The 20,134-nt window shown below is 68.5% G+C and carries 19 protein-coding genes and 2 tRNA genes; 9 read left to right on the top strand and 12 right to left on the bottom strand.

Features of this window, described 5'->3' with window-relative positions; genetic code table 11:
* Positions 1-17 precede the first annotated feature (17 nt).
* The 7 genes from ASG29_RS07650 to ASG29_RS07620 form a co-directional block, all read right to left on the bottom strand.
* Positions 18-956 (bottom strand): rhodanese-related sulfurtransferase, encoded by a 939-nt coding sequence (locus ASG29_RS07650; protein WP_055982564.1) that lies wholly within the window; start codon positions 954-956, stop codon positions 18-20.
* A complete protein-coding gene (locus tag ASG29_RS07645) occupies positions 953-1,765 on the bottom strand; it encodes a LytR/AlgR family response regulator transcription factor (RefSeq protein WP_055982563.1) in 813 nt (270 codons plus the stop codon). Before ASG29_RS07645 ends, ASG29_RS07650 begins: the two co-directional genes overlap by 4 nt.
* A gap of 38 nt (positions 1,766-1,803) precedes the next feature.
* The gene (locus tag ASG29_RS07640; RefSeq protein WP_055982561.1) at positions 1,804-2,964 is read right to left on the bottom strand and encodes a sensor histidine kinase; all 1,161 of its coding nucleotides are present in this window, start codon (positions 2,962-2,964) and stop codon (positions 1,804-1,806) included.
* A 98-nt stretch (positions 2,965-3,062) separates the two neighbouring features.
* Complete coding sequence (locus ASG29_RS07635; protein ID WP_055982559.1) at positions 3,063-6,419, bottom strand: TonB-dependent receptor; 3,357 nt, start codon at positions 6,417-6,419, stop codon at positions 3,063-3,065.
* A 251-nt stretch (positions 6,420-6,670) separates the two neighbouring features.
* On the bottom strand, positions 6,671-8,494 hold the full coding sequence (gene typA, locus ASG29_RS07630; protein ID WP_055982557.1) for a translational GTPase TypA: 1,824 nt from the start codon (positions 8,492-8,494) through the stop codon (positions 6,671-6,673).
* Between the two features lie 80 nt (positions 8,495-8,574).
* Positions 8,575-8,865, bottom strand: a complete 291-nt coding sequence (locus tag ASG29_RS07625) for a type II toxin-antitoxin system RelE/ParE family toxin (RefSeq protein WP_055982555.1) — start codon at positions 8,863-8,865, stop codon at positions 8,575-8,577.
* Positions 8,862-9,125 (bottom strand): hypothetical protein, encoded by a 264-nt coding sequence (locus tag ASG29_RS07620; RefSeq protein ID WP_055982553.1) that lies wholly within the window; start codon positions 9,123-9,125, stop codon positions 8,862-8,864. Before ASG29_RS07620 ends, ASG29_RS07625 begins: the two co-directional genes overlap by 4 nt.
* Before the next feature lie 151 nt (positions 9,126-9,276).
* Here ASG29_RS07620 and ASG29_RS07615 point away from each other — a divergent pair, with 151 nt between their 5' ends.
* Positions 9,277-10,482: a toxic anion resistance protein gene (locus tag ASG29_RS07615; RefSeq protein ID WP_055982551.1), complete on the top strand. Its 1,206-nt coding sequence runs from the start codon at positions 9,277-9,279 to the stop codon at positions 10,480-10,482.
* Complete coding sequence (locus ASG29_RS07610; protein ID WP_055982549.1) at positions 10,479-11,192, top strand: hypothetical protein; 714 nt, start codon at positions 10,479-10,481, stop codon at positions 11,190-11,192. The genes ASG29_RS07615 and ASG29_RS07610 overlap by 4 nt, the downstream gene beginning before the upstream one ends.
* 201 nt (positions 11,193-11,393) lie before the next feature.
* On the opposite strand, the gene ASG29_RS07605 is transcribed toward ASG29_RS07610, so the two are convergent.
* Entirely contained in the window at positions 11,394-12,695 is a 1,302-nt protein-coding gene (locus tag ASG29_RS07605; protein WP_055982547.1) for an Nramp family divalent metal transporter, read from the bottom strand.
* A gap of 94 nt (positions 12,696-12,789) precedes the next feature.
* Here ASG29_RS07605 and ASG29_RS07600 point away from each other — a divergent pair, with 94 nt between their 5' ends.
* The 3 genes from ASG29_RS07600 to ASG29_RS07590 are packed head-to-tail and all read left to right on the top strand — an operon-like array spanning position 12,790 to position 14,094.
* Complete coding sequence (locus ASG29_RS07600) at positions 12,790-13,197, top strand: DUF2147 domain-containing protein (protein WP_055982545.1); 408 nt, start codon at positions 12,790-12,792, stop codon at positions 13,195-13,197.
* Positions 13,198-13,240: 43 nt separating this feature from the next.
* Positions 13,241-13,603, top strand: a complete 363-nt coding sequence (locus tag ASG29_RS07595; RefSeq protein ID WP_055982542.1) for a thiol-disulfide oxidoreductase DCC family protein — start codon at positions 13,241-13,243, stop codon at positions 13,601-13,603.
* Positions 13,600-14,094: a DUF427 domain-containing protein gene (locus ASG29_RS07590; RefSeq protein ID WP_055982539.1), complete on the top strand. Its 495-nt coding sequence runs from the start codon at positions 13,600-13,602 to the stop codon at positions 14,092-14,094. The genes ASG29_RS07595 and ASG29_RS07590 overlap by 4 nt, the downstream gene beginning before the upstream one ends.
* A gap of 145 nt (positions 14,095-14,239) precedes the next feature.
* Here the strand turns inward: ASG29_RS07590 and ASG29_RS07585 are convergent, their stop codons facing one another.
* The gene (locus ASG29_RS07585) at positions 14,240-14,452 is read right to left on the bottom strand and encodes a hypothetical protein (protein ID WP_055982537.1); all 213 of its coding nucleotides are present in this window, start codon (positions 14,450-14,452) and stop codon (positions 14,240-14,242) included.
* 404 nt (positions 14,453-14,856) lie between these two features.
* Complete coding sequence (locus tag ASG29_RS07580) at positions 14,857-15,483, bottom strand: DNA-3-methyladenine glycosylase family protein (RefSeq protein WP_055982535.1); 627 nt, start codon at positions 15,481-15,483, stop codon at positions 14,857-14,859.
* 54 nt (positions 15,484-15,537) lie between these two features.
* Between ASG29_RS07580 and ASG29_RS07575 the strand changes: the two genes are divergently transcribed.
* Complete coding sequence (locus tag ASG29_RS07575; protein ID WP_055982533.1) at positions 15,538-15,855, top strand: 2Fe-2S iron-sulfur cluster-binding protein; 318 nt, start codon at positions 15,538-15,540, stop codon at positions 15,853-15,855.
* A 213-nt stretch (positions 15,856-16,068) separates the two neighbouring features.
* Here ASG29_RS07575 and ASG29_RS07570 read toward each other — a convergent pair whose 3' ends face one another.
* Positions 16,069-16,827 carry a TrmH family RNA methyltransferase gene (locus tag ASG29_RS07570; RefSeq protein WP_055982531.1) on the bottom strand — a complete coding sequence of 253 codons (759 nt, stop codon included), beginning with the start codon at positions 16,825-16,827 and terminating at the stop codon, positions 16,069-16,071.
* Positions 16,828-16,960: 133 nt separating this feature from the next.
* Here ASG29_RS07570 and ASG29_RS07565 point away from each other — a divergent pair.
* The 3 genes from ASG29_RS07565 (at position 16,961) to ASG29_RS07555 (ending at position 18,144) form a co-directional block, all read left to right on the top strand.
* Positions 16,961-17,046, top strand: a tRNA-Tyr gene (locus ASG29_RS07565).
* 17 nt (positions 17,047-17,063) lie between these two features.
* Positions 17,064-17,137 (top strand) — tRNA-Gly (locus ASG29_RS07560).
* Between the two features lie 65 nt (positions 17,138-17,202).
* Positions 17,203-18,144: a DUF4886 domain-containing protein gene (locus tag ASG29_RS07555; RefSeq protein ID WP_055982529.1), complete on the top strand. Its 942-nt coding sequence runs from the start codon at positions 17,203-17,205 to the stop codon at positions 18,142-18,144.
* Between the two features lie 126 nt (positions 18,145-18,270).
* Here ASG29_RS07555 and recN read toward each other — a convergent pair whose 3' ends face one another.
* On the bottom strand, positions 18,271-19,923 hold the full coding sequence (gene recN / locus ASG29_RS07550; RefSeq protein ID WP_055982527.1) for a DNA repair protein RecN: 1,653 nt from the start codon (positions 19,921-19,923) through the stop codon (positions 18,271-18,273).
* Positions 19,924-20,134 lie beyond the last annotated feature (211 nt).

Here is a 20,134-nt window from a genome sequence, read left to right as displayed (position 1 = left end):
CGCCCCGCCGTCATCGCTTATCGCGCGGCCTCGTCCTCCTCCCGCCAGCCCACGTGCGCGTGCCCCCGTGCCTCCGCCAGTCGCTGCTGGCGGTGCCGCTCGGCATAGCCCGCGCGCTCGTCCGCGGTCCGCGTGTCGTGGCACGAAGGGCAGCTCACCCCTTCCGCAAACAACGGCGATACCCGGTCCGCGGGGCTCACCGGCATCCGGCACGCGAAGCACAGGACGTGCGTGCCCGGCGCCAGTCCCTGCCCCACCGCCACGCGCTGGTCGAAGACGAAGCATTCGCCCGCCCATACGCTGTCCGCCGCGGGCACCTCCTCCAGGTAGCGCAGGATCCCGCCGTCCAGGTGGTGCACGTCCTCCACCCCCTCCCCCTTCAGGAAGGCGGTGGACTTCTCGCACCGGATTCCCCCGGTGCAGAACATCGCCACGCGGCGCTTGCCCGCCAGCAATGCGTCGCGATTGGCGCGGAACCACGCGGGGAAGTCCGCGAACCCCGCCGTCCCCGGGTCGACCGCGCCCGGAAAGGTGCCGACCGCGACCTCGTAGGCATTGCGCGTGTCGATCACCACCGTTTCGGGGTCCGCGATCAATGCGTTCCAGTCCGCCGGCGCGACATAGGCGCCCGCATCGCGCAGGGGATCGACCGCGACGCCCATCGTCACGATCTCGCGCTTCACCTTCGCCTTCAGCCGGTGGAACGGCATCGCCGCGGCATCGCCGTACTTCGGAGCGAGGTCGGCGCAGCCGGGCCAGCCGCGCACATGCGCCACCACCGCGTCCACCGCTTCCGCGGTGCCCGCGATCGTGCCGTTCACTCCTTCCGTCGCGAGCAGGATGGTCCCCCGCACGCCGCGCTCGCGCGCCAGTGCCAGCAACGGCCCGCGCAGCGCCGCGGGATCGGCCAGCCGCGCGAAGCGATAGAATGCCGCGACCCTGACCGCATCGCTCAATGGACGAAGCGCGCCACCACGTCGCGATACGACCGCGACACCTTCACGCTCGCCCCCGAATCCAGCACCAGGAAGCACTCCCCGTTCGTGTGCGGTTTCACCTGCTTGACCAGGTCCAGATTGACGATCGTCGAGCGGTGGATGCGCTGGAACCGCCGCGGATCCAGCCGCTTCTCCAGGTCCTTCATCGTCTCGCGCAGGATCAGCGTGTTGTCGCCGGTGTAGATGCACATATAGTCGCCCGCGGCGTCGATGCGCTCGATCGTGTCGACGTCGACGCGGAAAATCTGGCCGCGATCCTTGATGTTTATCATCTTCTCGAACCGGTTCGCCGCCAGCGGGTCGCCGCCGCCGTCGCCCAGTTCGGCCATCTCCGCCGCCGCCTCGGGCGCATGTTCCTCCAGCGCCTCCTTCAGCTTCGCCGCCTCGCCGACGCTCGACCGCTCCGACAATCGCTGGCGCACGCGGTCCAGCGTCTCCGCCAGGCGCGCGTCCTCCACCGGCTTCATCAGGTAATCCACCGCCTGCGCCTCGAACGCGCGCAGCGCGTGGTCGGAATAGGCGGTGACGAACACGAACAGCGGCGGCTCCACGTCCATCAGGCCCTGGACGACGGAAAAACCGTCGAACCCCGGCATCTGGATGTCGAGGAAGGCCAGATCGGGCTTGTGCGTCTTGATCGCGCTGATCGCCTCGCGCCCGTTCTGGCACTTGGCGATGATCTCCACGTCGTCGTGCGCCTGCAACCGCAGTTCGAGCCCCTGGATCGCGAGCGGCTCGTCGTCGACGAGGATGGTACGGATGGTCATGTCTTGTACGGTCTCCACTGCCGGCGGCAGGAGCGCTTTTACGCCGCCGCCTGCTCGCCCGGTATCTCGCGCTGGTACGGGATCTCGATCTCGACCCCGAACCCGCCGGTCGGCATGGCACGCACATCGAACCGATGGTCAGGCCCGTATGCCTGCACCAGCCGCTCCCTGATATTGGCGATGCCCACGCCGGTTGAAAGGCTTGGACGGCTTTTCGTCGGCATCAATCCCGGACCGGTGTCGGATACGCCCAGCAGAACGCGTTCCCCGACGAGCCGCACGGTGACGCAGATTTCGGCGCCGTGCTCCTGCGGCGTCACCGCATATTTGATCGCATTCTCGACCAGCGGCTGGAGCAGCAGCGACGGCAGCCGCGCGGCCTGCGCATTCTCGTCCACGTCGAATTTGGCGCGCAGCCGGTCCTCGAACCGCATCTTCTCGATGTCGAGATACAGTTTCAGCGTCTCCACCTCCTGCGCGACGGTCACGTGCGCCGTCGGCTCGTTCGCCAGCGTGTAGCGCAGGAACGACGCCAGGCGCGACAGCATCGCGTTCGCGCGGTCGGTCTGTTTCAGCAGCACCAGGGTGGAGATGGAATTGAGCGTGTTGAACAGGAAATGCGGGTTCAGCTGATACCGCAGCATCGCCAGCTGCGCCGACGACGCCTGCGTCTCCAGCACCTGCATCTGGTCGATCTGCTCCTCGACGATCAGGTAGAAGTTGATCCCGAAATACAGCGCCGACCACCCGGTCAGGACGGTCGTGCAGACGTAGAAGCAGACAAGGAACGCGGCGAGATCGACCCCCGGCACCGCGCGCATGAAGGAGAAGGAGAAGGCGTCGAGGAAGGCGTAGAACAGGCTGGCGCCGACCAGTGTCGCGACGGTCAGCAACACGCCCATGACGCGCGGCATCCCGCGATAGGAGGCGTAGAGCACGCTCAGCAGCAGCGTGATGCAATAGCCCAGGATCGATTCGATGATGACCGGCACGATCGTCTGCAACGATACGCTGGTCGACAGCGACGATACCGACCGCAGGACGAGGTAGCCGGTCCACCCCACCGCCTGCAATTTCCAGAACGCCGCCGCCTTGTCCTCGAAGAACGGGCGCACGAACACCGGGCGCCCGCCCTTCGACGAAAGCGGGCCGCCGACGGTGGCGATAATGGGGGTACCGGGTGCCGGAAGGGTCGCCATGCGACGCCGCTTGTATCAAGCGCGCGCCCGCGACGCAAAAAAGAAGGGCCGCCGTCCTGCGAAAGGACGACGGCCCATGGTTCAGGCGACGGCGCGGATCAGAAGCTGAACCGGGCGCCGACGCGGATGAAGTAGAACGACCCGTTGTTCACGACCGCGCGCTCGTTCGGTTCGTTGTAGACCGAGTAGCGGTACTGCGCGCACGGCTGCGTCGGTGCGTTCGCCGCGGTGCCCGCACCGATCGCATTGCCCGCGGTGGTGAGGCAGGTGACGTCCACGACCCGACCGGTCTGCGGGAAACCGAACTGGCGCAGGCCACCCCAATTCTTGTTCAGCAGGTTCGGCAGGTTCTCGATATCCGCGAACAACGCGAGACGCGATCCGCCGACGAAGGTCGGGATTTCCTGCTCCAGGTGAAGATCGATCTTCGTATAAACCGGATTGCGACCGATGTTCTTCGGCGCGATCTTCCCGCGATACTTGCTCAGCTCGCTGCCGTTGATGAACGATTCGAGCGAGTCGCGCGTCGCCGTCGTGTCGTAGGTCACGAGCGGATCGGTCGTGCTGGTCGGCACATACAACAGATAGCGGTCGTTGTTGCTGATCGTCCCGAACACGGGCGACCGGCCCTGAACGTTGTTGCGCATCGTGTAGCTGTATGGCCGTCCCGCGCGCGTCTCGCCGAACAATTGCATTACGGTGCGGTAGTCGCCGAAGAACGCGCGATCGAAACCGACATTGTACTTCACCATCCAGCGGATCTGGTCCGCGGAGATGCCGTAGGCGGGCAGGTTCGGGTTCGACATTGCGGCATTGCCGTACAGCGATCCCGCGGTCGACGACGTCGCCGGGCTGACATCCTTCACGTCCTGCCAGGTGAAGCTGGCACCCAGGTCGAGACCGAAGTCGAAGTCCTTCGACGCGCGCGCGACCGCGACGAAGCTGCGACCGCGGCGCTCGTTGAAGAAGATGATGTCGCTGTTGCCGTCCGACCCGACACCGTTGACGATCGGCACGCCTGCCGAGGTCGTGACCTGCCCGTTATACAAGGTCGAGGCGTTGTAGCGCGGACGACCGTCGGGCAGCGTGCCGATGACGATCGAGCGCGCATCGGTGAAGCTAGGCGCGTTCAGCGTCTTCGTATACAGGAAGTCGCCGCCGATGTTCAGGCCGAACAGCTTGTAGTCGGCGGAGATCGTCGCCTTCATGTTCGACGGCAGACGCAGGTCCGGATCGAGCGCGGCGGTTCCCGCGGTCGCCAGCGATCCGGTATTGTTGGCCAGATAGTTGGTCACCACCGCCGGCACCGAAGTGCCCGTCACGTTGTTCAGGAATCCGGTGCACACGCCGTTAGCGTTGAACGACGACCCCGCGCAGGTCGCGGTCGCTGTTCCCGCAGCAGTGGCGCGCGTCACGCCCAGCGTCCCGCCGCTGGCAAAGGCGTTGGCCAGGACGCCCGTGGTCGAGAAGCTGTTCGACAGATACACGTCCGGCGATCCGCCGCCGAAGATCCCGACGCCGCCGCGCACGCGCAGGGCATTGTCGGGTGTCCATTCGAAGCTGATGCGCGGTTGGAAATTATCCAACCCCTTGAACGTCTTGGTGTTACGGAAACCGGTACGCGCCTGGAAGAACGGGTTGAACGGGATCGTGTCGCCCATCGAATACAGGTCGTAGCGCACGCCCGACGTCACGCGCAGCGTATCGGTCACCTGCCACGCATCCTCCAGCCCGAAGGTGAACTGGGTGTAGCGGAAATCGGCGGCGACGGTGTTGATGTCGCCCGTCAGCGGGATTGCGATGTTCGCCCCGCTGGCGTTGCCCGCCCGGAAGTCCGCGATCGAGTCGAAGTAATAATTGCCCGTCACGTTCTGCTGGAACAGGTTGAACGTGCGGTTCTGATTCACCTCGACCAGCGCGCGGATGTCATGCCCCTCGGCCGAATATTTCGCCAGCGCCGACCCACCCCAGGTGTCGAAGAACAGCTGGTTCGCCTGACGGCTGATGTCCGGCCCGAACGACACGACCGGAACGCCCGTGCCGCAACCCGTCGCCGTGTCGCTGCCGCTGGCGGCGATGATGCTGGTCGGCGCGGCGCACACGCGGAACTGCGCGAAATTGCGGTTGCCCAGCGCGTCCTGACCGACGCGGTTCCACTTGTAGAGGCCGCGCACTTCGGTCGACAGGCGGTCGGTCCAGTCCGAATTCAGCTGCACGATGCCCGCGCGCAGCAATACGCTGCGGCTGTATGCGTTCGACGACAGGCCGATCTGCGGCGTAGCGGCGTTGTTGACCGCAGTATTCTGAAGCACATCGGCAGATTCGTAGGCGTTGATGTAGGACAGCGACAGGCGCTGGCCCGTCGTGATGTTCCAGTCGATCTTGCCGACGATCTTCTCGTCCACCTGGTTGTTCAGCGGCAGGATCGTACCTGCGTCATAACCGTACCGCGACTGCGCGATGCCCGTGATCGTATCCAGCGTGCCCTGCGTCAGGCCAGGAACCTGCGCGATGCCGCTTGGCGTGAAGGGCCGCGGATCGGTGTTGCGCTCGGCCGAAACCATGAAGAACAGCTTGTCGGCGACGATCGGTCCCGACAGCGTGGCGCCATAGGTTTCGGAATTATAGCTGGGCAGCGAGCTGGAAATGTCGAGCGAGCGGAGACGCTTGCCCTGCATCTCGTCGGTGCTGGTCGAATAGAAGCCGGTGCCCTGGAAGTTGTTGGTGCCCGATTTCATCGTGGTGTTGATCGCGCCGCCCTGGAAATTGCCCTGGCGGATGTCGAACGGGGCGATCGAGACCGAGAACTGCTCGATCGCGTCGAACGGAATGGGGCCGCGGCCGGTGGGGTTGGAATCGGAATTCAGGCCGAAATTGTCGCCGACCTGCACGCCGTTGATCGTGAAGCGGTTGAAACGCGGGTTGGTGCCCGCGAAGCTGACCGCCCGGCTGTTCGACGCGTCGAGATTGGCGAACGGATCACGGCGCGCCAGATCGCGGACGTCGCGATTGACGGACGCCACCTTCGCGATGTCGCGCGCGGTCAGCACCGTCTGCGGTCCGTCCGACGTGACGCCCGCGCCCTGGATCGACCCCGCGGTGACGACGATGTCGCTGCCGCCCGATGCCGTGGCGAGGTCGATCGGCAGCGTGTACGGCTGACCCACGACGGTGAAGATGTCGGTTACCTGCGTGTTGCCCTCTGCGGCGGTCACCTCGACCGTGAAAGGACCGCCGGCGCGAAGACCGTTCAGCGTGTAGACGCCGTTCGCATCGGCCGTCGTCTCCGTCACCGTGCCCGACGGGACGTGCGTCGCCACCACGCGCGCACCGGCCGCGGGCGCGTCGCCCGACGTGACGTTGCCCCGGATCGTCGACGTCGTCTCTTGCGCCATCGCGGCGGCCGGGGCGATCATGGCGATCGCCGCGGCGCCCAGGAACAGGCTGTTTCGCATGATGTTGTAACCCCGTTTTGGGCCCTGGCCCGTGAAACGCATCCGCGGCGATTCTCCGCCGTCCGATGCGCGCCCTGCCGCTGCAATATGTCGGTTCGATTACACGCACGAGTCGATTCCCGCCTTCGCGTAAGTCGTTCGTTGTGCGTTGCAAAAAGGTAACAGCGGCAACGGCCCGCGGGGGCCCTGCGCAACGACGGCCGGAGGCGTACCCGCCCCCGGCCGTCGGCCGTCCGTCGATGTCGGTCGGGTTACGCCGCCTGCTTGGACCGGCTCGCGCGCTTGCGCTCGTTGGGGTCCAGGTGACGCTTGCGCAGGCGGATCGACTTGGGCGTCACCTCCACCATCTCGTCGTCGTCGATATAGGCGATCGCCTGTTCCAGCGTCATCTTCTTCGGCGGGGTCAGCCGGATGGCGTCGTCCTTGCCGCCCGATGCGCGGAAGTTGGTCAGCTGCTTCGCCTTCATCGGATTGACCTCAAGGTCCTCCGTCTTGGCGTTCTCGCCGATCACCATGCCCTCGTACAGCGCCTCGCCATGGCCGACGAACAGGATGCCGCGCCCTTCCAGCGGGCCGAGCGCGTAGCTGTTGGCCTCGCCCGCGCCGTTGGAGATGAGGACGCCGTTCTTGCGCCCCTCGATCTGGCCCTTGTGGGGACCGTATCGCTCGAACAGGCGGTTCATGATCCCGGTACCGCGCGTGTCCGACAGGAACTCGCCATGATAGCCGATCATGCCGCGCGACGGCGCGCTGAAGGTGATGCGCGTCTTGCCGCCGGTGGACGGCCGCATGTCGGTCATCTCCGCCTTGCGGACGTTCATCTTCTCGACGACCGTGCCCGAATGCTCCTCGTCGACGTCGATGATGACGGTTTCGTACGGCTCGGTCTTCTTCCCGTCCTCATCCTCGCCGAACAGCACGCGCGGGCGGCTGATGCCCAGTTCGAAGCCCTCGCGCCGCATCGTCTCGATCAGCACGCCCAGCTGCAATTCGCCGCGGCCCGCCACTTCGAAACTGTCGCGGTCGGCCGCCTCGGTGACCTTGATCGCGACGTTCGTCTCCGCCTCGCGCATCAGGCGGTCGCGGATCATCCGGCTGGTGACCTTGCTGCCCTCACGCCCCGCCATCGGCGAATCGTTCACCGCGAAGCGCATCGACAGCGTCGGGGGATCGATCGGCTGCGCGTGGATCGCCTGCGTCACGGACGGGTCGCAGATCGTGTGCGCCACCGTGGCGACGGTCAGGCCGGCGAGGCTGATGATGTCGCCCGCGCGCGCCTCCTCGACGGGCACGCGCTCCAGCCCGCGGAAGCTCATCAGCTTCGACGCGCGGCCGGTCTCGATCACGTTGCTGTCGTCGTCCAGCGCGTGGATCGGCTGGTTCACCTTCACCACGCCCGACTGGACGCGCCCGGTCAGGATGCGGCCGAGGAAATTGTCGCGGTCCAGCAGCGTCACGAGGAAGCTGAACGGCGCGTCCTCGTCCAGGCTGGGGGGCGGGACGTGGCTGACGATCGTCTCGAACATCGGGGTCAGCGTGCCCTCGCGCCGGTCCATGTCGGTGGAGGCATAGCCGTTGCGGCCCGAGGCGTAGAGGACGGGGAAGTCGAGCTGCTCGTCGCTGGCCTCCAGCGCGACGAACAGGTCGAATACCTCGTCCAGCACTTCCTGGATGCGCGCGTCGGCGCGGTCGACCTTGTTGACGACCACGATCGGGCGCAGGCCCAGCGCCAGCGCCTTGCCGGTCACGAACTTGGTCTGCGGCATCGCGCCCTCGGCCGCGTCGACCAGCAGGATGACGCCGTCGACCATGCTGAGGATGCGCTCCACCTCGCCGCCGAAATCGGCGTGGCCGGGCGTGTCGACGATGTTGATGCGCACGCCTTCCCACTCGATCGAGGTGGGCTTGGCCAGGATCGTGATCCCGCGCTCCTTCTCCAGATCGTTCGAATCCATCGCGCGCTCCTCGACGCGCTGGTTGTCGCGGAAGGTGCCCGACTGGCGGAAGAGCTGGTCGACGAGAGTGGTCTTGCCATGATCGACGTGCGCGATGATGGCGATGTTGCGCAGGTTCATGCGGATTCCTGGGTATCCCGCGCGAACGTGCAGCGGGTTTCGCGGGCGCCCATAGCGCAGATGCTGCGTTGCGGGAAGGGTCAGTCGAATGTCAGGCGGGACGCGTCGCGCGACGCGTGGAGGACGCGGACAAGTTCGACACCGTCCGGCAACGCGCGATACCACAGGATATAACGGCCGATCGCGACGCTGCGCATGTCGGTGTCGCCAGCCGACCGTCTTGCCCCGAGACCGGGGAACGATTCGAGGCGCGACAGCTTCGCTTCGATCCGCTCGATCAACCGATCCGCGGCGGCCTCGTCGTGATCGTAGATGTAGGACCAGATCGCAAACAGGTCATCGACCGCGCGCGGCGAACGGACGATCGTCACTTCAGGCGCGCACGCATTTCACGTTTCAACGCCTCGGTATCCCACACCTCGCTCGGCCCGCTGTCCAGCCCCTCCTGGATCAGCGCGCGCAGCGTCTCCATCGGCAGCCCCGTGTCCGCGTCGATCTCGCCCGCGGATTCCAGCACGATCCGCGCGCCGTCGCGGCGGACGTGCACCTCGTCGCCGTCGAAACCGAAACCCTCGGGCAGTTCGACGCTCTGCCGCGTGCCGTTGCGGACGATCTTCGCCATGTCGTTCATCGCGCACCTTCCTCGCGCCCGACGATAGCAGCCGCGCCCGGCGCTGTCATCGTGCGCAAGAAGGTTGGCGCAGCGGTGCCATAGCTATATATGACACTTGAATATCAGCCGGGCCGCGTCACGATGGATGCGGGCTTTGGAAAGGACGACCATGGCGACGACGCCCGATACGACGACCGAGCCGACCATCACCCTCACCCCGCCCGATCCCGTGCCCACGGTGCGCGCTGAGAAGGCGGCGGGGCTGGTGCCGGTCGACACGGGGACGAAATCGGAGCTGGAGAAGCGCGTCGACACGTTCGTCGCCGACCTCGTCGCCGCCGACGCCAACTCGCCCGAATTCGGCAAGCGCGTCGACGCGATCACCAGCATGGGCGCGAAGGAGATCCGCGAGGCGGCGGGACAGTCCAACCGCTTCCTCGACCGCCCGGTCCGCGCGATGGATCAGGAAACCGGTGTCGGCAAGGACCTGGCCGAGCTGCGCCGCGTGGTGGAGGATCTCGACCCGGGCAAGAAGGGCAACCTGACCGCGCCGCAGAAGCTGTTCGGCATCATCCCGTTCGGCAGCAAGATGCGCAATTACTTCGACGGCTACAAATCGTCGCAGACGCATATCAGCTCGATCCTGAAGAGCCTCGCATCCGGCAAGGACGAACTGCTGATGGACAATGCCGCCATCGACACCGAGCGCGCGAACCTGTGGACCGCGATGGGGCGGCTGGAACAGATGATCCACCTGTCGCAGACGATGGACGCGAAGCTGGAGGAGATCGCCAACGACCTTGACGCCACCGATCCGGCGAAGGCGAAGGCGATCCGCGAGACCGCCTTGTTCTACGCGCGGCAGCGGACGCAGGACCTGCTGACGCAGATGGCGGTGACGGTGCAGGGCTATCTCGCGCTGGACCTCGTGAAGAAGAACAACGTCGAGCTGGTGAAGGGCGTCGACCGCGCATCGACCACCACCGTCGCCGCCTTGCGCACCGCGGTGACCGTGGCGCAGGCGCTGACGAACCAGAAACTGGTGCTGGAACAGGTGACGCAACTGAACGCCACCACCGCGGGCATCATTGATTCGACCGGCAAGCTCCTGCGCCAGAACACCGCGCAGATCCACGAGCAGGCCGCCGCGTCCGCGATCCCGCTCGAAACGCTGCAACGCGCGTTCCAGAACATCTACGACACGATGGACGCGATCGACACGTTCAAGCTGAAGGCGCTCGACAGCATGAAGGTGACCGTCACCGCGCTGGGCACCGAAGTGGAGAAATCGCGCGGCTACATCGCGCGGGCGGAGGGCGCGACGCAGAACCGCGTTTCGGGCCCGGCCGACCAGTACCGGCTGGAGTCGCTGTGACGGAAGTCGACGAGGCGGTCGGCGACGCCCGCGCCGCGCAGCTGCGGCGACAGGGTGGCGAGGTGATCCCGCTCCAGCGCCGCTCGCGGCGCGGGCGCGGCGGTCTGAAGACGCGCGTGGTGACGATCGCTGCCGTCAATGCCGCGATCCTGATCGTCGCCGCGCTGTTCGGCGGCATCGTCATGCCGCTGGGCATGTTCGGCACCCTGGCGGTGATGCTGGCGATGCTGGCGGCGACCGTCCTGATCCTCTTCGCCCCCGCGACCCCGGTGCCCACGCCCGAACGGATCGCGAAGGCGGAACTGAAGGCGTTGCCGATGCAGACCGCGCGCTGGCTCGACGCGCAACGCCCCGCCCTTCCCGCGCCGGCGGTCCCCATCCTGAACCGCATCGAGCAGCGGCTCGACACGTTGGGCGTACAGCTGTCGGGGCTCGACGACGACGCCCCCGCCGCGTTCGAGATCCGTCGCCTCGTGGGCGAACAGCTCCCCGCCTTCGTCCGCGACTATCAGCGCGTGCCGCCCGCGATGCGCGCCACCCCGCGCAACGGCAAGACCCCCGACCAGCAGCTGGCCGAGGGCCTATCCACGATCGAGCGCGAGATCGGCGACATGAGCGAGCAGCTGGCGCAGGGCGACCTCGACACGCTGGCGACACGACAGCGGTATCTCGAGATCCGGTACGCCGGGGACGAGGGGGCGTCGACGTAGCGCGACGGCGAACATGGGGTCCGCGCTCCATACGGGTCCCCGTTTCCACGCTACCGCTGTCCTACATCCCCCCTCCCGGGTTACACGTGCGTCATGGCCGTTCCCACGCTTCGCGCATGCCGTCGTCGCCCCGTGAAAGCCCCGCCACACCCCGCGCCCCGCACCCTCACGTGGCGTAAACTTTGTGAACTTCCGGCCCGCTCAGCCCGCCACGGTTCCCCACAGCAGATAGCCGTTCAGCGCCACGATCACCGCCGCGATTGCCCACGCCAGCGCGATCAACCAGCGCGGCGCGACGAACGCGCCCATCACGCGCCGGTTGCCCGTCAGCAGGACCAGCGGGATCACCGCGAAGGGCAGTTGCAGGCTCAACACCACCTGGCTCAACACCAGGAGGTTCGTCGCCCCGCCCTCCCCGCTCATGCCCACGACCACCACCGCGGGCACGATCGCGATGGCACGGGTCACCAGCCGCCGCAGCCACACGGGAAGGCGGATGTTCAGGAACCCCTCCATCACGATCTGCCCCGCCAGCGTGCCCGTGACGGTGGAATTCTGCCCGCTGGCCAGCAGGGCGATCGCGAAGACGACGCCCGCCGCGCCGACGCCCAGCATCGGGGCCAGCAGTTCGTGCGCCTGCTCGATATCCGCCACGTCGGTCCGCCCCGCGACGTGGAACGCCGCCGCCGCCAGGATCAGGATCGCGGCGTTGATGAAGAAGGCGAGGCCCAGCGCGACGGTCGAATCGATCGTCGCCAGCGTCAGGGCGCGGCGCCGCTCGCGCTCCCCGGCCTCGTACGCGCGGGTCTGCACGATGCTGGAATGCAGGTACAGGTTGTGCGGCATCACGGTCGCGCCCAGGATGCCGATCGCGATGTACAGCTTGGCGGGATCGGTCACGATCTCCGGCCGCGGGATCAACCCGCCCGCCGCCGCCGCCCAGTCCGGATTGGCCCAGACCAGCTCGAAGCCGAAGCAGATCGCGATGACGATCAGCAACGCGCCGATGAACGCCTCCAGCTTGCGGAAGCCGTAGCGTTGCAGGGCCAGGATCAGGAACACGTCCAGCACGGTCAGGACGACGCCGTACAGCAAGGGCAGCCCGAACAGCAGTTTCAGCGCGATCGCGGTCCCCAGCACCTCCGCCAGGTCGCACGCGATGATCGCCACCTCCGCCAGCGCCCACAAGGCCCAGTTGACGGGCCGCGACGTATTCGCCCGGCACGCCTGCGCCAGGTCCAGCCCCGCCCCGATCCCCAGCCGCGCGGCAAGCGATTGCAGCACGATCGCCATCAGGTTCGAACACAGCACGACGCTGAGCAGGGTGTAGCCGAACGCCGAACCGCCCGCGATGTCGGTCGCCCAGTTGCCCGGGTCCATATATCCGACCGCGACCAGCCACCCCGGCCCGACGAACGCGAACATCGTGCGCCAGAAGCCCGCGTCCTTGGGTACCGGCACGCTGGCGAAACTGTCGGACAGGGAGCGGGCGGAATCGGTCATGCCCCGGCGTCATGCGGGAGGCGCGTGACGGTTTCAACCGCGCATGACGCCGTCGTCATTGCGCGTTCATCGCCGATCTGGCTAGTCAGGCGCGATGAAACCGCTCCTGCTCGCCGCCGCCCTGCTGTTCCCCGCTGCCGCGCAGGCCGCCACGCCGATATCCGGCCGCTGGCTGACCGAGGACGGCAGCGGCGTCGTGACGATCGGCCCGTGCGGCGCGACGACGTGCGGCCGCCTGACGCAGATCCTGAAATCGCAACCCAACGCGCCGAAGACCGACGTCGCCAATTCCAACCCCGCGCTGCGCTCGCGCCCGATCCAGGGGATCGCGATCCTGTCGGGCTTCGCGGACAAGGGGAAGGACTGGCGCGGCACGATCTACGATCCGCGCAACGGGAAGAGCTACAAGTCGATCGTCGCGCGCAGCCCCGACGGGTCGCTGGCGGTCAAGGGCTGCATCGCCTTCTTCTGCCAGACGCAGCGGTGGACGCCGGCGCGATGATTCCCGCGATGCATCGGGGCCACGGGCTCCCCATATGCGTCGCATGACCGACCTGACTGTCTGGCACGATGGCGACTGTCCGCTCTGCCGCGCGGAGATCGCGCTGATGCGGCGGCTGGACCGGCGCGGCGCGATCCGCTTCGTCGATGCGACGTCCGCTGGGGGCGATGCCTGCCCGCTCGATCGCCGCGCGCTTCTCGCCCGCTTCCATGCGCGCGAGGATGGGCAATTGCTGTCGGGCGCCGCCGCGTTCGCCGCGATGTGGCGCGCGATCCCGCTGCTCCGCCCGGTCGGCCTGCTCGCGCGCGCGCCGATCGTGCTGCGGATCCTGGAGCGCGCCTACACCGGCTTCCTGCGCATCCGTCCCGCCTTGCAGCGCATGGCACGCCGGGTGGCACCCTCGTGAGGCCGCGCCCCGATCCCGCGGGCCCCGGGCAGGAGAGCGTCTGGTCCTACCCCCGCCCCGCGATCGCCGAGCCGACCGACGCGCGCATCCGGATCGAGCATCGCGGCCTGATCGTCGCCGACACGCGTGCCGCGATCCGCACGCTGGAGACCAGCCACCCGCCAAGTTACTACATCCCCCGCGCCGATATCGCCCCCGGCATGCTGCGGCGCGCCGAGGGCGGTTCGTATTGCGAATGGAAGGGCGCGGCGGCCTATTGGGACGTGGTCGTCGGCGACGTCGTCCTGCCTCGCGTCGGCTGGAGCTACGCCAGCCCCACGCCGGGTTTCGCGGCGCTGCGCGATCACGTCGCCTTCTACCCCGCGCCGTTCGATCGCTGCACCGTCGACGGCGAGACGGTCGTGCCGCAACCGGGCGAATTCTACGGCGGCTGGATCACGTCGCGCGTCGTGGGACCGTTCAAGGGCATCCCCGGCAGCCGATTCTGGTAGGCTACACCGGCGCCGCGTCCGCTCCCGCGCCGTAATGGTGCCAGGCCAAATACGTTGCGCGACACGAACCCTACGCCAGCCAAAGTCGGGTGTCGCTCCGGCTACCCAATGGAGCTTACAATCCCGCTTCGATGAGCCGGCTGCGTCACTTCCCCAGAGCAGCCAAGCAAACCGGGACTTCCACAATGCCGAGCGAGTCGGGCGAAATCCCCAGAACCTGAATTACGACGCCGGCCCTCTCTACGATCATCAGCGAGCAGATTGGCGTCTCGAAATAGATCGTGCCGCCCGAGTGATCGGTCGCTCCGCTCGTCGGCTCACCAAGCCGCGCGATAATCTGAGCGTGGGTCAAACCCATCAGCGGTTCCGCACCGATTGGAACAGGCGGAGGAAAATGATCTGGACCATAAGGGGGCAGCGGGGGCGGCGGTGTGATGGGCGAGGTTTGGGCGCTACCGGCCGCGCTTATTGCGAGGAGCAGTAGATCGTGAAGGCGCATTTAAGATGCTTCCTGTCTCTCGGTTGCCTTGCGCTCCCCGAGCTAGCTGGGCCTTTGAAATACACAGTCGTGTCGACTGGCGCCACGAATGCCGACGTAAAAGGGCGGCTTCCGCGGCACCGCTGGATCCCGAACACGGTCAAAACAACGATTTGCGGCTCCGCGGTGTTGATCGATGCCGTGGCCACATTCTTCAGTATCGGCAGCATTGTTGCACGACTGGCAAACTGTCGTCAGCTGTCCGCCAGGTGCGGACGTTCCAATCAAAGCGGGGCGTCTCCCGATGCGCCGTAATGGTGCCAGGCGAAGATCGCCGCCGCGCCGCGATGCGGTCGCCACGCTTCTGCCAGTTCGCGGGTCAGCGCCTCGCTCGGGCGCGCGTCATGGCCCAGGATGCGGCCGACCTCGATCTGCACGGCCAGGTCGCCCGCGGGCCAGATGTCCGCACGCCCTTCGGCGAACAACAGGTATATCTCCGCCGACCAGCGCCCGATGCCCTTGATCCGCACCAGTTGCGCGATCGCCGCCTCGTCGTCCGCGGGAAGATCGCCGAGGTCCAGTCGTCCGCTCGTCACCTCGTCCGCCAGGCTGCGCGCATAGCCTGCCTTCTGGCGCGAGAAGCCGCAGGCGCGCAGGCCCTCGTCGCTCGCCCCCGCCACGGTCGCGGGATCGGCGGGATCGCCGACCTGCTCGCCCAGCTTGCGCCATACCGAATCGGCCGCCTTGACGCTGACCTGCTGGCCCAGGATCGTGCGCAGCAGCGTGGCGTAGCCGCGCTCGGGGATGCGCGGTTCGGGATAGCCGACGCGCGCGATCGCGGCGGCGAAGGCGGGCTCGATCGTCGCCAGCGCGTCGATGCCCGCCCGCAGGTCCGCGGCGTTCAACCCCATTGCGGGCGACCGCCGACGACGGCATGGGGTGGGCGGATCTCAGGGGAGAATAGCATGCCCAAGCTTATCGTCGTCACGCGCGATGGGGAAGAACGCGACATCGACGGCGAATCCGGCCTGTCGGTGATGGAAGTCATCCGCGATGCCGGCATCGACGAATTGCTGGCGCTGTGCGGCGGCTGCTGCTCCTGCGCGACCTGCCACGTCCATGTCGACCCCGCCTTCGTCGACCGCCTGCCCGCGATGAGCGAGGACGAGAACGACCTGCTCGATTCCAGCGCCACGCGCGACGCGAATTCGCGCCTGTCGTGCCAGGTGCCCTTCACCGACGCGCTCGACGGTCTGCGCGTGACGGTGGCCGAGGAGGACTGACGGGCGCCGGTGCCCGGCCGGGCAGCGCCCGGCTCGGCCGGCGGGCCGGCGCCGGCCGGACCCGTTCGACGCGGCGGCTTTGCCGTCGCGCCACCCCGCCGCTCATCGGCATATGGGCCGCCTGAGCGTACGCCCCGTTCGGTCCGAGCAGGATCGACGGCCAGGCGCCGGTGCTTCGACTAAGCTCGGCACGAACGGAAGGCCGCGTTCATCTCACCCCCGGCTGGTCACCGCATACAGCGCGATCGCCGCGGCGTTGGAGACGTTCAGGCTCTCCACCTTGCCCGAGATCGGCAGCTTCGCCAGCGCATCGCAATGCGCCTCCGTATTCTGTCGCATCCCCTCGCCCTCCGCGCCCAGCACGATCGCGACCGCGTCCGGCCCCAGTGCGGCGTCCAGCGTCACCGGCGCGTGGCCGGTCAGGCCGATGCGCCAGAAGCCAGCCTCGCCGATCTCGTCCAGCGCGCGCGCGAGGTTCACGACCCTGACCCACGGCACCACCTCCAGCGCGCCCGAGGCGGCGCGGGCCAGCGCGCCCGATTCGGGCGGCGCGTGCCGGTCCTGCGTCACGATGCCCAGCGCGTCGAACGCCGCGGCGGAGCGTAGCACCGCGCCGACGTTGTGCGGGTCGGTCACCTGGTCGAGCAGGATCAGCGGCCGCCGCCGCCCGTCCCCTTCCGCCGCGCCCTGATCCAGCAGGTCGCCCAGCCACACGTCCTCCAGCGGATCGACCTCCGCCACCAGTCCCTGGTGCGGCGCGTCGGACGGCACCAGCCGCCCCAGGTCCGGCGCCTCGGCGAAGACGATCGGCAGCACCGGGGGCAGGTCCAGCGGGGCCAGCGCCTCGCGCGTGCCCCACAATTTGCGCACATTGCGCTCCGGATTCGCCAGTGCCGCCAGCACGGCGTGGCGCCCCCACAGACGGGGCCGCTGCCCCGTCGCCTGGCTGGGTCGGTGTCCGCGCCGCGCCATCAGTTCATGTCCTGTGTCATGCCCCGCGCGTTACGGCGTGACGCGCGCAGCGGCAACAGCGATGGAACGGGCGCGTTGACACATGCGCGGCAAGGCGGCATTGGGCGCCCTCGCTTTCGCGAGCGACACCCGTGGAAGGGTGGCCGAGTGGTTAAAGGCAGCAGACTGTAAATCTGCCCACGCAAGTGTACACTGGTTCGAATCCAGTCCCTTCCACCATTTCTTCACGGCGCCGGGCGGGTATAGCACAATGGTAGTGCAGCAGCCTTCCAAGCTGAATACGCGGGTTCGATTCCCGCTACCCGCTCCACCGCCGCCACCGCACGCCGCACCCGGTTGACTCGCCCGCCGCCGCCCGGCGTAGGATGCCGCGCGATGATCGCCCGGTTCGCCCTTCCCCTCCTCGCCCTCGTGCTGCCCGCCCTCGCCGCGGCGCAGGGGGCGCCCGCGCCTGTGCCGGCGGTCACGCCCCCCGCCATGCCCCCGCCGGTGGCGCGCACCGTCACCGCGCCGCGCACGATCCTGTTCGTCGGCAACAGCTTCACCTACGGCGCGCTGACCCCGGTCGAGCGCTTCCGGCCCGACACCGTCATCGACCTGAACGGCACCGGCGTCGGCGGCGTGCCCGCGCTGTTCAAGGCGTTCACCGTCGCCGCCGGGCTGGATTACCGCGTCAGCCTGGAGACGGTCGGCGGCGCCGGCCTCGACCTGCACTGGGCCGAGAAGCGCAGCCTGCTGGACCGCGCATGGGACGTCGTCGTCCTGCAAGGCTACAGCACGCTCGATCGCGACCGGCCCGGCGACGGCGACAACAATGCGCGCCACGCAGCCCTGCTGGCCGACATGATGGAACGCGCGAATCCGAAGGTCCGCGTCGAACTGGTCGCCACCTGGGCGCGCGCGGACCAGGTGTGGCTGCCGGAAGGCCATTGGTACGGCAAGCCGATCGACCGCATGGCGCAGGACCTGCAACGCGGGACGCTGAAGGCACGGCGCGGGTCGCGCGCGATCGACGGCGTGGTGCCGGTCGGGCTCGCCTGGAACCGCGCGTTCGACACCGGGCTGGCCGACCCCGACCCGTACGACGGCATCGTCACCGCGCGCATCGACCTGTGGGCACACGACCGGTATCACGCCAGCGTCGCAGGCTATTACCTGTCGGCGCTGACGATCTTCGGCAAGATCACCGGCCGCGATCCCCGATCGCTCGGCCGCCAGGAGCGCGCGGGCCGCGACCTCGGCCTGCCGCCGGAAGATATCGCGGCGTTGCAGGGGATCGCCCGCGAAACGCTGCGTCGCGAGGGCAATGCGCGCTGACCCGCACCCGCGAATGTTGCGAATGTTGAGTCGATACGACATTTTTCGGAAGGCGGGCGGACGGGGCGTCATCGTACCGTCGGCCTATCACGACCGCCCCCGTGTAGGACATCGCCGCCGCCGCGATCAGCTTTCCAGCAGCCGCGCCGCCTGCGCCCGCGCCTCGTCGGTCACGGTCGCGCCCGACAGCATCCGCGCGATCTCCTCGCGCCGGTCCGCATCGCCCAGCGGGCGGACGCCGGTGCGCGTGACCACGCCGTCCGACGACTTGGCGATCAGCAGGTGCGCCGCGCCGCGCGCCGCGACCTGCGGGCTGTGCGTCACCACCAGCAATTGCGCCCTGCCCGCCAGCCGCGCCAGCCGGTCGCCGATCGCGGAGGCCACCGCGCCGCCGACGCCGCGGTCGATCTCGTCGAAGATCATCGTCGCCGCGCCGCCCTCCTCCGCCAGCGCGACCTTCAGCGCCAGGATGAAGCGCGACAATTCGCCGCCCGACGCGATCTTCGCCAGCGGGCCGAAGGGGGCGCCGGGATTGGTCGCGATCTCGAATTCCACGCGGTCGCGCCCGGCGGCGGACCAGTCCCCCTCCGCCAGCGTCGCCACCACGGTGCGGAAGCGCGCCGCGTCCAGCTTCAGCGGCGCCAGCTCCCCCGCCACCGCCGCATCCAGCCGCGCCGCCGCCGCGACGCGCTGCGCCGACAACGCCTCCGCGGCGGCCATATAGGCGGCGCGGGTCGCCGCGACGCGATCCTCCAGCGCGGCCAGCCCCTCCTCGCCCGCGTTGAGTCGCGCCAGATCGCCGCGCAGCCGGTCCGCCAGTTCCGCCAGGTCGTCGGGCTGGACGCGATGCTTGCGCGCCATCGCGCGCAGCTCGAACAGCCGCGCCTCGTCATCCTCCAGCGCGCGCGGATCGTGCATCAGCGCGGACGCGGCGTCGCGCAACCGTTCCTCCGCCACCGCCCCCTCGATCACCGCGCGATCGACCGCGGCCAGCGCGTCGGCCAGCGCGGGATGATCCTCGCTCACCCGCTCAAGCACGCGCGCCGCCTGCCGCAGATGCGACATCGCGCCGTCCGCGCCCTCCAGATGCGCCTCGATCGCGGTCAGGTCGTCCGCGACCTTTTCCGCGCGCTGCATCAGGCGGCGACGGTCGGCCAGCGTCTCCTCCTCGCCCGGCTCGGGCGCCAGCGTATCGAGTTCGCCGACCGCATGTTCCAGCCAGTCGCGATCGCGCTGCGCCGCGTCGATCGCGACGCGCGCGGCGGCCAGCTCACCCTCCGCCCCGCGCCACGCGCCATGCGCGGCGGCGACCGCGGCGGCATCGGTCTGCGCGAACGTATCCAGCAGCGCGCGATGGCCCGCGGGGGCGAGCAGCCCCCGATCGTCGTGCTGGCCGTGAATCTCCACCAGCCGCGCGCCGATCTCGCGCAGCAGCGCGGCGGAGGCGGGCTGGTCCGCGACGAACGCGCGGCTGCCGCCGTCGGCCTTCACGATGCGGCGGACGATCAGCGGTTCGCCCGGCTCCACCTCCAGCCCGTTGTCCTCCAGCAGCGCGACGACCGCGGCGGGGGCGTCGAAGGTCGCGGTCACGACCGCCTGCGCCGCGCCGCCGCGCACCAGCGACACGTCGCCGCGCCGCCCGAGCGCGAGGCCGAGCGCGTCGAGCAGGATCGACTTCCCCGCCCCCGTCTCCCCGGTCAGGACGCCCAGCCCGGGGCCGAAATCGAGGTCCAGAGCCTCGATCAGCACCACGTCGCGGATGGAAAGCGCAGTCAGCATGCGCGGCCGTCCTTAGCGCAAAAGGCGCGCGGGGTTACCCTTTTTGTTCCGGGCGTTCGGGGGCGCTCCATCTTTCGCGGGGGTTCGAGGGTCGGGGGACCGGCGTTGCGGCGATGGGCGGCGGCGTCCGCCGGATCGCCGTCGAGGGGCAGCCCCGTCATGCCGGGCCTGTCCCGGCATCCATGGTGCCGCGAGAGCGGAAGCCGTTGCT

Origin of the sequence: Sphingomonas sp. Leaf412 (assembly GCF_001425405.1) — a bacterium.
Lineage (GTDB): Bacteria > Pseudomonadota > Alphaproteobacteria > Sphingomonadales > Sphingomonadaceae > Sphingomonas.
The sequence above is the reverse complement of the archived record's forward strand: the minus strand, read 5'-3'. Positions and strand labels throughout refer to the sequence as shown.